This is a genomic window from Salinimicrobium sp. CAU 1759 (genome assembly GCF_054482715.1).
Window position 1 is genome coordinate 562,853 of sequence record NZ_JBTLRK010000001.1, and the last position, 12,856, is coordinate 575,708.

The window sequence follows — 12,856 nt, forward strand, 5'->3', positions numbered from 1 at the left end:
GCTATTCTCTTCCTTTAGGTTTGTATATTTCAATTTGTTTCAGTACGTCCCCATAGCGATAGAGAGGCTTTCTACCTACTTTGTGAGAGGGTTTAAGTATAGATTTACGTCTCAAATTGTTCAACGTGACCAATGAGACTCCCAGTAGATGAGCTACTTCTTTTCTACTGAGGAACTGATTTTCATTTAATGATGGTATGTCCATTTTCTTGCATGTGTTTAGTTAATGAATATTTTCACTAGGCAAGATTATGGAGGAAAGTGAGATCAGGAAAAAAAGTGGAATAAGAAACCATAACTGTAACCAGCTATAATTAATTGACAAACAATTGAATAAGAGAGTGTGATTTTTAGCAAATAGTTGAAAACTGGAGTAAAGTGGAGTAAAATTGGAGTGATTACAGGTAATAAAATTCACCTTTTGCGTTCTGCAATTCTGATCTTCGCTTTGTTGGAAAGTCCATAGTAATTCCCTCTTCTTGGAAGTTGTACAACTCCCTCAGTAGCTTAATACCTGTACTTCTTGTCCGGTGCCTATCCTGAAAGATATTATGGTGTTCTGCATAGGCATAGAACCGAACAAAATGTACCGGCTCCGTCAGCCATTTATCAAACGTTGAGTTCAAATGCTTTTTTGACTTCAGTATCTTTTCCCACTCAAGAAATTTCTCAACTTGAGACCCCTCTACCAACTTTTCGAGAATCCTTCTTCTGGAACTGTATTCAAAGCTAAGCTCGTTGGAGTGGTTCAATAGATAAATATAGTCTTGGTACTCTCTCCTGATGAAGTTTAGAATCCATTCATAAATCTCATTTAAAAAAGTGGCGGTTTCAACCAAATGGTCTTTTTCAGCCAATTCCTTTACTTCCTCATTTTTTTCAATGGCTATATGAAGAGTATCTAGCAGTAGCCGTAAATTTTTTAAACGGTAAGGTAGTTCAATAGAGAGGTCTTGAAGGTAATCTTGGATTGGGGGTAAGATACTGCTCTCATATCCACTAAAAATGTCTTTCATAGAACCTTCAACCTCAAAATCCAGATAGAAATCATTAAACGTGTCTTTTAGACTCTCCTTCTCCCATTCCGATAAATCTGATTTATCAATGTAGGTATGGCACTTTTCGGAGAGTTCACCCTTTTCAAACATGTCCACCATCCCGGTGAATAGGATATCCACATTATTGTAATCAAATTGTTGTCCGGCAACGTATCGAATAACCTCCCCAACCTGCATTTGATCCAGATCTTTCAGAGGTAAATTAATCTCATTGCTTTTCAGAATTTGCTTCTTTAGTTTAGTCCTATTCATTATCAAAAAATATTCAGCCAGTATAGAACTAAAGCCATCAATACCGCCTCTTATCTTCCGTAGTACCTTCCGGAGATCTTTTTTCTGTTCCATTGACTAAAGATTAAAATATCCACTTCGAGCCACGTGTGAAGCTCTCTCTTCGTCTTTTATCCGGATATAATTATAAAATTCTTTTTCTGTAGTATGACCCGAAAATAGCATTATATCATATACCGGCATTCTCTTCTTGTACATGTTAGTACAAAAGCTTCTTCTCGCTGTATGGGAGCTAATTAGACGGTACTTTGGTTGTATTTCCCCCATTATCCTACCTCCTCTGGTTTGGTGCAGGGAGCACCGGTAAGGTTTGCGCCGCGTCACCACACCAGGATTCAGTGATCACCAGCCATGTCTGCTGCATCCTGAGTTCCTGGAAAAAAGCGGCTTCAGATTCTGAGAGTTGTAACTTCTTATTGAGGCGCTGGGAGCGGGTGAAGTTCAAAGCGGTGAATTTGACCCGGGTTTCATCAATTTCTCCCGTTGTGCTTTTGGAAAGCACAAGATCTCGCATTAGATCCATAAATTCCCGATAATTCATGGAATTTTCCAGAAAGGAAACTAACTTTTCTCTCATAAGGCAAACTTTGAAATACAATTTTAAGCTTATCCTGTAAAAAGAGAAATGATTATTCTCAGCTTAATAGGTATTTTCAGGTCAAACCCGACTTTCATAATTTGTGCTGCAGCTTCTCAATTATTATGTTTGTCCGCCAAACAAACTAACCAACACATGAAACGACTTTTATTACTTGTAGCTCTATTGGTTGCACAGCATGGATTTTCCCAAATGGATGAAAAATTCTATTTCCCAAGTAAGGAATGGAAATCTACTGAAGGATATGATTTTGAGGAAATACTCTTTTATCCCGGGCAGGATACTCTTAGTACAATTCTTATGTCTCCAAAGAACACCCCTAAGGCCAGTATTCTTTATTTTCATGGATCGGGCGGAAATGTTACGAGTTATATTCCCCATGCCCAGGCGTTGGTAGACGGGGGCTATCAAGTATTTATGGTGGATTTTAGAGGCTACGGGAATTCCTCCGGAGAGCCTACTCATGTCAATATAGCCTCTGATGCTGAATTCCTTTTACAAGAGATGCGTAGACTTCCAGCTATGGAAGACCAGGAGATCCTCGTTTACGGCAGCTCTATGGGAACACAGGTTGCTATTAACCTTGCAAGTAAGCATCAGGAAAAGATTATAGGACTTGTACTTGATGGAGCTATGGCATCCTTTACTGATATTGCCCTCCAGTATGCACCGCCTGCAGCCCATCCACAGATCAAGGCCCAGAAGAATCTTTTCCCGTATACTGCCAAAGAGGATATTACTCAAATAAAAGATCTTCCAATTCTTTTCATTCACAGTAAAGAGGATAAAGAAGTTTCTTTTGAGCAGGGGAAAATGCTATTTGAGTTAGCCGTTGCACCTAAATCCCTCTGGATATATGAAGGAGATCACCTACAGGCCCCTATTCTATTTCCCGAAGAGCTGGTAAGCAGAATAGATAAACTTCTGGAAGATTAACTTCCTTATTTAATTAGCTAATTCAGCGATGGGTTTTTGCTTAAATAAAGCTCTCCAAAAATTACATTTTAGGAGCCTTTGTTTCGGTATGTTTTAAGGTTTTTTACAAAACCAATAATAGTTTTGAGTCTAAATACTTACTAAGAATAACTTCGGAAGCTTTCGGGTAAACAGATATACATATTTATTATGATAACTTTGACACAGCCTAAGCTTTACTTCCCTACATTGTAGTGCAAATTTAAGTTCTAGAACGCGCATGAAACATGTCATTTGCTATATAAGCTCAGCTACCAAAAATTTTAATGACATAGAAGTTGAGGATCTCATGGATAAATGGCAGGAGCAAAACAGCAAACTCGATATAAAGGGTATTTTGCTGTACTCCGAAGGCCATTTCTTTCAGGTGCTGGAGGGCGAGAAGAAAAGCGTTCTAAGCCTTTTTCAGAAAATTCAGCAGGATGCAAGGCATACCAGCGTTATCCAGGTACTTGGGAAAGATGTGAACAGAGGCTCATTGGATGGTTATGTTGTTGAGCATTTAAAAGGTGCCCGCTATTCTAAACCTGAAGTCATTGGAATGTACTGTGGATCTGTAAAAGGAATGGATCCAAGGATCCAGGAACAGATCAAGGTCATCCTGAAATCTTTCATCGATACCCAGGTGCTATAGTTTTTTAAAAATGCTTGTATTTAATTTCAAGTACTTCTTGACAGCCTTGCTGCTACTATTTACTCTTGTACTAATTGCAGTTTTTGTTAGTGATTCTTTTATCCGGCCTTACGGGGGAGATTTTCTTGTGATAATATTTCTTTACTGTTTGCTGCAAAGCTTTTTTAAAATACCTGTCAAAAATGCCATTTTTGGGGTGCTTCTTTTTTCGTTTCTAATTGAAGGCTTACAGTATTTTAGGTTTATTTATTTGCTTGACCTTCAGGATAATGTTATAGCTTCGGCTGTTTTAGGAAGCCATTTCGAATGGCTGGATATGCTGGTCTACAGCCTTGGAGCACTTACCGTTATTATTGTTGAGAAATTGAGATCTCGACTTTCCGCAGAAAAATAGTGTTTCGGCATAAAAAAAGCTCCCGTTACTAACGGGAGCTTCAGTATTATTTCCGGAAGAAATCTAGGGTTTAAGGTTTGTAAGCTTTACCTCTTCACCTTCTTTATTGAGAAGCTTCACCTCATCAAAGTCCATCTCCTTGAATTGTTCGAACTGGGTAGCGGCATCTCCAACTACCAGGTAAGCCATTTTAGATTCGTCAAGATATTTTTGCGCAAGTTCCTTATGTTGCTCAAGAGTCATATTGCGAACCACTTCTTCCTCCTTTTCAATATAATCGGCAGGCAAGTCGTAGGCGCTCATCTCCTGAAGCATTCCCAGTAGAGCACCCTGAGTCTCAAAACGTCTTGCATTGGATTTAATAAGAGCATTCTTAGTAAATTCAAGATCTTCGGGAGCTATTCCTTCCTTATATTTCGCTATCTCATCTTTGAAGATACCAACAGATTCTCCTGTGGCGTTGGTGCGTACGCTGGAAGATGCCGTAAAAGTACCGGGGATCTTGGTCCCACTAAAACCGGTACGGGCACCGTAAGTATAACCTTTCTCTTCCCTTAATATGAGGTTTACATTACCGGAGAAAGATCCTCCTAACTTGTAATTCATTACCTCGGCAGGGAAGAAATCTTCACTGGTGCGTGGCAAAGCCAGGTAGCCAATATTGATAACCGACTGTTTTGCTCCGGGAACATCCACGAAATATAAAGATGCTTTATCGCGGTTACTAACCACCTCAAATTCAGGAATGGTCACTTCCTTAGGCTCCCAGTTGTCTTTAATGTCGTCAAGCGCCTCCACAGCCTGAGCCTGTGTAACATCCCCCACTACATGAAAACGACTTACAGTTGGGGAGAAGTAATTATTGTAGTAATTCTTAAGATCCTGCATAGTAATAGCCTCTACAGACTCTACCGTACCGGAAGTTGGATGCGCTAAAGGATGATTCTCACCATAAAGTAGCTTATCATAAACCTGACTTGCTATTACATTTGGATTAGCCGCATTTCTCTTGATGGAGTTAATAGTGCTGGTTTTGATACGCGCCAGTTCTTCCTCATCCCATCTTGGTTCGAGAAGGATCTCCTCAACCAGTTCCATTGTCTTTTCAAAATTCCTGGCCAGGGTATTTCCTCTTACTATAATTGATTCATTGGTGGTGTACATATTGATACTCGCCCCTAAAAGATCAATGGCTTCTTCAAGTTGTGCCGGAGTTTTGTTGGCAGTACCTTCCATCAAAATATCACTCATTAGATTGGCTACACCATTCTTGCTGAGGTCATCAAGTAAATGTCCTCCTTCAATTACAAGGCTAAAATTCACAAGGGGTAATTCGGTTTGCTCAATACCATGTACTTCCAGTCCATTCTCAAGTTCCACCGTCCATGATTCCGGCACATTGAGACCTGGTGCTTCACCTAGAGGAGGTTGTTGGGAACGGTCTATTTTAGAGGGTGTTTTTTGAACTTCCTGGGTTTTAGTTTCAGCAACATTCTGTTCCACATTCTCAGTGATCTCTTCTTCTACCACCTGTGCTTTTTCAGAATTTTCGGCGATTAGCTCAAGTTGACCTTTAGGTACGAAGCTGGTCATGACATAAGGCTTTCCTTTGATATAGGTATTATAGACGCGCATTACATCTTCTTTTGTTACCTTTTTGATATTCTCGATATCTTCTTCAATGTAACCGGGATCACCCGTGAAAACGTCATACTGCGCAAGCTGAAAGGATTTACCAAGAACGCTGCTTATTCCGTTATAGAATCCGGTCTCAAGCCCTGCTTTGATCCTCTCAATATCTTTTTCGGTCACTCCTTCTTTTTCAAAACGCGCGAAAGCCTCATTAATTCCTGCCTCAACGCTGTCAAGATCAACTCCCGCATTGGCCGTAACCATGATTCGGAACTTACCCGCGATTTGCTCAGAACTGTTAAAAGAGCGTGGATTTGATGCCAGTTCTCTTTCTTTTACCAGGACCTCATATAGGGGTGCTTCTTTTCCGTCGGAAAGGATCTCTCCCAGGAAATTAAGTGCATAGGCATCAGCTGTATATTGCTCTACTGTTGGCCAAACCATGTTTAGCTGAGGTGCAGTTGCAAAGTTATCTTCATGGTAAAGCCTTTTGGTTTCTGAAAGTTTTACATTCTGAACCTCAAGTGGTGCAACTTCCTGACGCTTTTTGATCTCGCCGAAATATTTTTCAATAAGTTCTTTAGCCTCTTCTGTCTCAAAATCTCCGGCAATTACGAGAGTGGCATTATTGGGGCCGTAAAATTTATCGTAGAACTCCTTCACATCCTCTACTGTTGCATTCTGAAGATCCTCAAGCTCCCCAATCACCTGCCAGCTATATGGGTGGCCATCAGGAAAAAGATTTTTATCAATTACCCAGCTGGTATGGCCATAAGGGTTATTGTCAACCCGCTGACGTTTTTCGTTTTGTACTACCTCCTGTTGGTTTGCAAATGCAGATTCAGTCACCGTATTGATGAAGTAACCCATACGATCAGATTCCAGCCAAAGGACCATCTCAAGTGCATTTTGTGGAACTACCTCGTAATATATCGTTCCATCCTGCCAGGTTCCTCCATTAAGAGTTCCTCCAACATCCTGAATTTTTTTAAAGAACTGGTCCTGCGGAACATTTTCAGACTCCTGGAAAAGCATGTGCTCAAAGAGGTGAGCAAAACCTGTGCGTCCTTTTTTCTCCCTGTTAGAACCCACTCCGTATTGTATAGCTACAGAAACAATAGGATCAGATTTATCCTGGTGGAGCACTACGTTGAGTCCGTTGTCCAGTTCATATTTTTCAAAATCTATGGATAAGCCCTCTTGCTGGGCTACATCCGTTTCACTTCCCTGCAATTTATCGCAGGAAACGAAGCTCACAGTTAACAATGGCATAATAAAAGCCACTGCCATAAACCTCAATTTTTTCATACTTTACTTGTTTTAGTTAAAAGGTTGCTAAATATAAACTTAATGTTTGTAATATGTCTGATTTTCAATGAACCTGTTACAAGAATGTACTATTTCCCCACGGGGGCAGGGAAAAGCTGCATTAAAATGAGATAGAATTAAATCTTATTTGTAAGTGGAAATAAGGCTGGACCACTCCATGGTCTTCAAGGTCCCGACCAGGATTGGATTTATTTTATTTAAAAGCTCTGAATCTTTAGGAAAGCTATAGCTGTAATAATCTTTTTTGAGGTTGTTTTCCAGAACAACAAGTTCGTCTTCCAAACCCTTTTCTTCTATTCGATGGCTTAGAATAGGTTTGTCATAAACGAACAGGTTGTTTTTACCTTCTAGTAAAGCTGCAAGACCTTCATCTGCATTAGATACTACGGAGGAGCCAACCCCATATTGCTCCAGGAGTTCCTGTGCGCTGGAACTTTTAACCGTGTAAACCTCAAACCTGTCGAGATCCTGAACCGAAGAAATATCTTCCTGAATATTGTGAACGGTAAGAGATGATGCTATACCGGCTGTAAGCGTTGAGATCATAATTATCGCCATGAACATCCAAATGAGTCCGATGAAACGACCCCCAAAAGTTCGGGGAGATTTGTCTCCGTAACCTACAGTGGTCATAGTAACTGCACTCCACCAGAAACCCTGGAGTACACCTTTTAATCCAGACCCGAACTCTTCTTTATTCTTTTTTCTTTCAAATACCCAAACAAGGAATCCAAAAATAAAGATCACGCTTACCAGGACCAATATGGCCGATAAGAAGTTCCAGCTAAAAATATTAGACAAAAACCTCCAAAAGGTAGATCCACTTTTACGGGCAATACCGGTATAGGAGATGAAATAGGGTTGTGAAAAATCCATTCGGCTCATCCTTTGATCGGTGACTGTTATTGGATTGATGCTAAAATCCACATCCCCTTTTTCTACCGCGGCAAGCAGTGTTTCTAGATTTTTAAATTCCCTGAATTCATAATCTGAATTCAGTTTCCTATTCACAAGTCTCCAGGACTCAATACTCAAGCCCGAAAAGTTACCATCTTTTTCCATGACAAAAGGAGGGGCCTGAGTTAGGCCAATTACGAGTGGAGATTTTTCAGAGACTAAGGAATCCTGTGCATTGACAGTGAAACCGACTAAAATGAGAAGAAGGGATATACTTAATTTTTTCATAAAACGTGTTGTTGGGATGAAGGTATAAAATTCTAAAGAAACTCCATATTTAGGTGGTTCGCAGGTGTTTAAGAACAGGGTGTTGGTCAAAAAATTTGTAAGTAGATTCCTATTTTTGACCTAAGGCTTTAAAATGCGTTATTTTATTTTATATTTTTGATTTTAAGATAAGTAGGTAAAAGCAGAATAAGTTGCATCTTGGCAATTCTTAGAGTTCAAGTTTTTTGATTAGTCTGATAATGGGTAAATGGGTGAAATACTGGGTTGTGATTTTTACTGTAGCCGGTATAAGCTTTGCTGTTTACAGCCAAAATCCACCGGAACCACAGATGCAAAACCAGGGCGGGCCCTCCACAGGACAGGGGCCGTGTGATAGATTAGACACCCCGGGAAATGGTAAACCACCACCACCACCTCCAGGTTTGTGTTTGCCTATAAATGATTATTTGTACCCCTTATTCATCTCGGGTGTAGCTCTGGGAGCTTTTTCTCTTTTTTTTCTTCAGAAGAGACAGGAACTTATTGATTAAGCTCGGTGAGCCGCTTTACATATTTCCCAATTACATCGAATTCGAGATTTACTCTTGTCCCCTCTTTGAGGAGTTGGAAGGTTGTATGCTTATAGGTGTAAGGTATTATAGCCACGCTGAAGTTATTCTTTCCTGAATTTACAACTGTAAGGCTAACACCGTTTATGGTAATAGAGCCTTTTTCAATAGTTATATTTTGCAGTCCGGGATCGTATTCAAAATTAAATTCCCAGCTTCCTTCCTTTTCTCTCACACCTGTACAAAGGGCAGTTTGATCTACATGGCCCTGAACGATGTGCCCGTCCAGGCGCGCTCCCAACTTCATTCCCCGTTCAAGGTTAACTATATCTCCCGCCTTTAACTCCCCCAAATTTGTTTTGGAAAGAGTTTCATCTATAGCTGTAACTGTATATTCTTCTCCCTTAATATCTACCACGGTAAGACACACTCCATTATGGGCCACACTTTGATCGATTTTTAGCTCTGAACTAATGTTTGCTTTAATAGTAATATTTAAATTCTCCCGCTTTTTTTCCAGCCCTGTTACTACTCCCAGTTCTTCTATAATGCCTGTAAACATTCTCTTATTATTAATTACCTTTGCAGGTATAAAAATAGGACAAATACAGGGAATCATTATGAAATCTGGAGATAAAATAAGGGTGGGTATAAGTATTGGAGATCTCAATGGTATTGGGAGCGAGATCGTACTAAAGACCTTCGAAGATGTTCGTATGATGGAGCTTTGTACCCCTGTTGTTTTTGCTTCGGCAAAAACTATCACCTTCATTAAAAAGAAACTAAATATTGATATAGCTTTCCAGGGAATTGATGAAGCCTCACAAGCGATTGATAATAAGTTCAATGTTGTCAACGTATGGAAGGAGAATGTAAATATCAGTTTTGGAGAGGAAACTCCCGAAGCAGGACAATATGCCTTCCTTTCCCTGCAGGCAGCTACCGGTGCATTGAGAAAGGGTGATATTGATATTTTGGTTACAGCACCCATTAATAAGCACAATATCCAAAGTGAGGAATTTCAATTTCCGGGTCATACAGATTACCTGGCGAAAGAGCTGGGGGGAGATAGTCTTATGTTTATGATCACAGATACTTTAAAAGTTGGATTATTGACAGATCATGTGGCGGTAAAGGATGTTGCATCGACCATTACCCCACAACTTATTGAAAAAAAGATCAGAATAATTTACAAGACTCTTCAGCAGGATTTTAGAATTGATCAGCCCAAAATAGCAGTTTTGGGAATAAATCCTCATAGCGGCGACAACGGAGTTATTGGGAAAGAGGATGAGGAAATCATGAAACCAACCCTTGAAAAGATAAGAAATTCAGGAAAGCTCGTTTTTGGACCCTATTCGGCCGATAGTTTCTTCGGAAGCGGAAATTACAAGAATTTCGACGCTATTGTGGCGTCATATCACGACCAGGGCCTTATTCCCTTCAAAACCCTCTCTTTTGGGAACGGGGTGAATTTTACAGCCGGATTAAGCAAGGTGCGCACCTCCCCAGATCATGGAACGGCATACGAGATTGCAGGCAAAGATCAGGCAGATCATCATTCTTTCAAAGAAGCTGTTTTTAAAGGAATAGATATCTTTCGCAGTCGGGAGGAGTATGATGAACTTACCCAAAATGTACTAAAGAAACAGGGTAAAAAGATATAAACAAAAATTTGTTTATAAAGAATAGGCAATTCATTAATTTTTATATCTTTGCACCCGCCTTATCCTGAGGGGTAGGCACTTGAAACTGATGATGAAATGAGGAAACTAAAGGAGTTTACGATCCCTTTTGTGGGTCTTAAACAAGGAAAGCACCAGTTCGAGTACAACATTGACAACAAGTTCTTTGAACATTTTGACTACGATGAATTTAATAGCGCCCACATTAAGGTCGATCTTCTTTTGGAGAAAAAATCTACTATGCTGGAGCTCACTTTTAAGGCATCGGGAGCGGTAAACATTAACTGTGACCTTACCAATGAACTTTACGACCAGCCAATTGAAAGCGAATTGTTCCTGGTAATAAAGTTTGGTCATGAATATAATGATGATAATGAAGACATTTTGATCTTGCCACATGGTGAGTATGAAGTCAACATTCAGCAGTATATTTATGAAATGCTGGTTTTGGCCGTTCCGTCAAAAAGGGTTCATCCGGGAGTGCTTGACGGCACTCTAAAGTCAGATGTACTTGAAAAGCTGGACGAATTAAGTCCGCGGGAAAAAGAGATTAAAGCAGAGGAGGATATAGATCCCCGCTGGAACAAATTAAAAAATTTATTAAACGATAAATAATACGCAGCCATGGCACATCCTAAAAGAAAGACCTCAAAAACGAGGAGAGATAAAAGAAGAACGCATTACAAAGCCTCTGTACCACAAATAGCTACAGATCCAACTACAGGAGAAGCTCATTTATACCACAGAGCTCACTGGCATGAAGGTAAACTTTACTATCGTGGACAGGTTCTTATAGACAATACCGAAGAAGTAGAGGCTTAATTTTAAGAGGCTTTGAACACTATACAAAACTCTCACATTGTGAGAGTTTTTTGTTTTAAGTTGATAAAGTGCTAAAAACACCTTAATTTGCACCGCTGTATTTTGAGGATTTAGTAATTTACTGTTTATCAGGGATCTAAATCTTTTACAGAGGCATAAATTGCATTTTTATGAATAGAAAAACAGCAGCAATTACAGCTGTAGGCGGATATGTACCTGAGTTTGTGTTGTCTAACAAGGTTCTTGAGACCATGGTAGATACCAATGACGAATGGATCACTTCAAGAACAGGTATTAAAGAACGCCGAATCCTCAAAGACTCCGACAAAGGAACTTCATATCTCGCTATAAAGGCAGCCGAAGATCTCATCAACAAATCTGGAATAGATCCTGCCGAGATCGACCTTTTGATCATGGCAACAGCTACGCCCGATTTGCCTGTTGCAGCAACAGGTGTATATGTGGCGACACAAATAGGAGCTGTGAATGCTTTTTCTTATGACCTGCAGGCAGCCTGCTCAAGCTTCCTTTACGGGATGTCTACTGCAGCAGCTTATATTGAATCTGGTAGATATAAAAAGGTACTGGTGATTGGTGCCGATAAAATGTCTTCAATAATTGACTATACAGACAGGACCACTTGTATCATTTTTGGAGATGGTGCCGGGGCAGTACTTTTTGAAGCCAATGAAGAAGGGCTTGGGTTACAGGATGAGATCCTTAAAAGTGACGGTACCGGGAGGGAATTTCTTAAAATTACTGCAGGTGGCTCTTTAATTCCTGCCACTGCGCAAACTGTGGCCGATAAGGAGCACTATGTTTTTCAGGATGGTAAAACGGTATTTAAGTTTGCCGTAACCAATATGGCCGATGTTAGTGCCAAAATTATGGAGCGCAATAATCTCACCAATGAAGATGTGGACTGGTTGGTGCCACACCAGGCTAACCGACGAATCATAGATGCCACTTCGGGGCGCATGGGACTGGATGATTCTAAAGTACTTATGAACATTCAACGTTATGGAAATACAACTTCGGCCACTTTGCCGTTGTTACTCAGTGACTTTGAAAAGCAATTAAAAAAAGGAGATAATCTTATTTTTGCTTCCTTTGGAGGAGGTTTCACCTGGGGTTCAATATACCTTAAGTGGGCTTATAATTCTTAAAACACCCAACACTAAATATTATGGATTTAAAAGAAATTCAGAATCTAATTAAGTTCGTGGCCAAATCTGGAGCCAGTGAAGTAAAGCTGGAAATGGATGATGTAAAGATCACCATCAAAACCGGATCTGACGAAAGAGAAACCACGATCCTGCAACAAATGCCTATGCAGGCAGCACCGCAAATGCAACAACCTGTTCAGCAGCAACCTCAGGCACCTCAGCAGGAATCACAGCCAACAGGAGGTGAAGAAAAAGCAGCGGGTCAGGAGGATAAAGGATATATCACTATAAAGTCTCCAATTATTGGAACCTTCTATAGAAAACCATCTCCAGATAAAGATGCTTTTGTAGAAGTGGGAGATTCCGTGAAAGAGGGAGATGTGCTTTGCGTTATTGAAGCCATGAAACTTTTCAACGAGATCGAAAGTGAAGTGTCCGGTAAGATCGTAAAAGTATTGGTAGATGATTCCTCTCCGGTAGAATTCGATCAACCATTATTCCTAGTAGATCCGTCTTAACAGCTGTTAGCAGTTTACCCT

At 40.1% G+C, this 12,856-nt stretch carries 15 protein-coding genes; 8 read left to right on the top strand and 7 right to left on the bottom strand.

Going from position 1 to position 12,856, the window contains the following annotated elements; genetic code table 11:
- Position 1 precedes the first annotated feature (1 nt).
- The 4 genes from ACXYMT_RS02535 to ACXYMT_RS02550 form a co-directional block, all read right to left on the bottom strand.
- Positions 2-205, bottom strand: coding sequence for a helix-turn-helix transcriptional regulator (locus ACXYMT_RS02535; RefSeq protein ID WP_459057516.1), 204 nt, complete (start codon positions 203-205; stop codon positions 2-4).
- A 193-nt stretch (positions 206-398) separates the two neighbouring features.
- The gene (locus tag ACXYMT_RS02540; protein ID WP_459057517.1) at positions 399-1,403 is read right to left on the bottom strand and encodes a hypothetical protein; all 1,005 of its coding nucleotides are present in this window, start codon (positions 1,401-1,403) and stop codon (positions 399-401) included.
- Positions 1,404-1,406: 3 nt separating this feature from the next.
- Entirely contained in the window at positions 1,407-1,547 is a 141-nt protein-coding gene (locus tag ACXYMT_RS02545) for a hypothetical protein (protein ID WP_459057518.1), read from the bottom strand.
- A gap of 73 nt (positions 1,548-1,620) precedes the next feature.
- Positions 1,621-1,926 carry a thioredoxin family protein gene (locus ACXYMT_RS02550; protein WP_459057519.1) on the bottom strand — a complete coding sequence of 102 codons (306 nt, stop codon included), beginning with the start codon at positions 1,924-1,926 and terminating at the stop codon, positions 1,621-1,623.
- A 156-nt stretch (positions 1,927-2,082) separates the two neighbouring features.
- Between ACXYMT_RS02550 and ACXYMT_RS02555 the strand changes: the two genes are divergently transcribed.
- The 3 genes from ACXYMT_RS02555 to ACXYMT_RS02565 all read left to right on the top strand — a co-directional run bounded on the left by ACXYMT_RS02555 (position 2,083) and on the right by ACXYMT_RS02565 (position 3,950).
- Positions 2,083-2,883, top strand: a complete 801-nt coding sequence (locus tag ACXYMT_RS02555) for an alpha/beta hydrolase (protein ID WP_459057520.1) — start codon at positions 2,083-2,085, stop codon at positions 2,881-2,883.
- A gap of 259 nt (positions 2,884-3,142) precedes the next feature.
- The gene (locus ACXYMT_RS02560; protein WP_459057521.1) at positions 3,143-3,556 is read left to right on the top strand and encodes a BLUF domain-containing protein; all 414 of its coding nucleotides are present in this window, start codon (positions 3,143-3,145) and stop codon (positions 3,554-3,556) included.
- Between the two features lie 10 nt (positions 3,557-3,566).
- Positions 3,567-3,950 (top strand): ribosomal maturation YjgA family protein, encoded by a 384-nt coding sequence (locus tag ACXYMT_RS02565; RefSeq protein WP_459057522.1) that lies wholly within the window; start codon positions 3,567-3,569, stop codon positions 3,948-3,950.
- Positions 3,951-4,013: 63 nt separating this feature from the next.
- On the opposite strand, the gene ACXYMT_RS02570 is transcribed toward ACXYMT_RS02565, so the two are convergent.
- The 3 genes from ACXYMT_RS02570 to ACXYMT_RS02580 form a co-directional block, all read right to left on the bottom strand.
- Positions 4,014-6,890: a M16 family metallopeptidase gene (locus tag ACXYMT_RS02570; RefSeq protein ID WP_459057523.1), complete on the bottom strand. Its 2,877-nt coding sequence runs from the start codon at positions 6,888-6,890 to the stop codon at positions 4,014-4,016.
- Between the two features lie 144 nt (positions 6,891-7,034).
- Entirely contained in the window at positions 7,035-8,096 is a 1,062-nt protein-coding gene (locus ACXYMT_RS02575) for a transporter substrate-binding domain-containing protein (RefSeq protein ID WP_459057524.1), read from the bottom strand.
- 519 nt (positions 8,097-8,615) lie between these two features.
- A complete protein-coding gene (locus tag ACXYMT_RS02580) occupies positions 8,616-9,206 on the bottom strand; it encodes a riboflavin synthase (RefSeq protein ID WP_459057525.1) in 591 nt (196 codons plus the stop codon).
- Positions 9,207-9,264: 58 nt separating this feature from the next.
- Here ACXYMT_RS02580 and pdxA point away from each other — a divergent pair, with 58 nt between their 5' ends.
- From pdxA to accB, 5 genes are all read left to right on the top strand, one after another.
- Positions 9,265-10,311, top strand: a complete 1,047-nt coding sequence (gene pdxA / locus ACXYMT_RS02585) for a 4-hydroxythreonine-4-phosphate dehydrogenase PdxA (protein ID WP_459059138.1) — start codon at positions 9,265-9,267, stop codon at positions 10,309-10,311.
- Positions 10,312-10,407: 96 nt separating this feature from the next.
- The gene (locus ACXYMT_RS02590) at positions 10,408-10,944 is read left to right on the top strand and encodes a YceD family protein (RefSeq protein ID WP_459057526.1); all 537 of its coding nucleotides are present in this window, start codon (positions 10,408-10,410) and stop codon (positions 10,942-10,944) included.
- Positions 10,945-10,953: 9 nt separating this feature from the next.
- Positions 10,954-11,151: a 50S ribosomal protein L32 gene (gene rpmF, locus ACXYMT_RS02595; RefSeq protein ID WP_006988996.1), complete on the top strand. Its 198-nt coding sequence runs from the start codon at positions 10,954-10,956 to the stop codon at positions 11,149-11,151.
- 170 nt (positions 11,152-11,321) lie between these two features.
- A complete protein-coding gene (locus tag ACXYMT_RS02600; protein WP_459057527.1) occupies positions 11,322-12,317 on the top strand; it encodes a beta-ketoacyl-ACP synthase III in 996 nt (331 codons plus the stop codon).
- Positions 12,318-12,337: 20 nt separating this feature from the next.
- Positions 12,338-12,835 carry an acetyl-CoA carboxylase biotin carboxyl carrier protein gene (gene accB / locus ACXYMT_RS02605; RefSeq protein ID WP_459057528.1) on the top strand — a complete coding sequence of 166 codons (498 nt, stop codon included), beginning with the start codon at positions 12,338-12,340 and terminating at the stop codon, positions 12,833-12,835.
- Positions 12,836-12,856 lie beyond the last annotated feature (21 nt).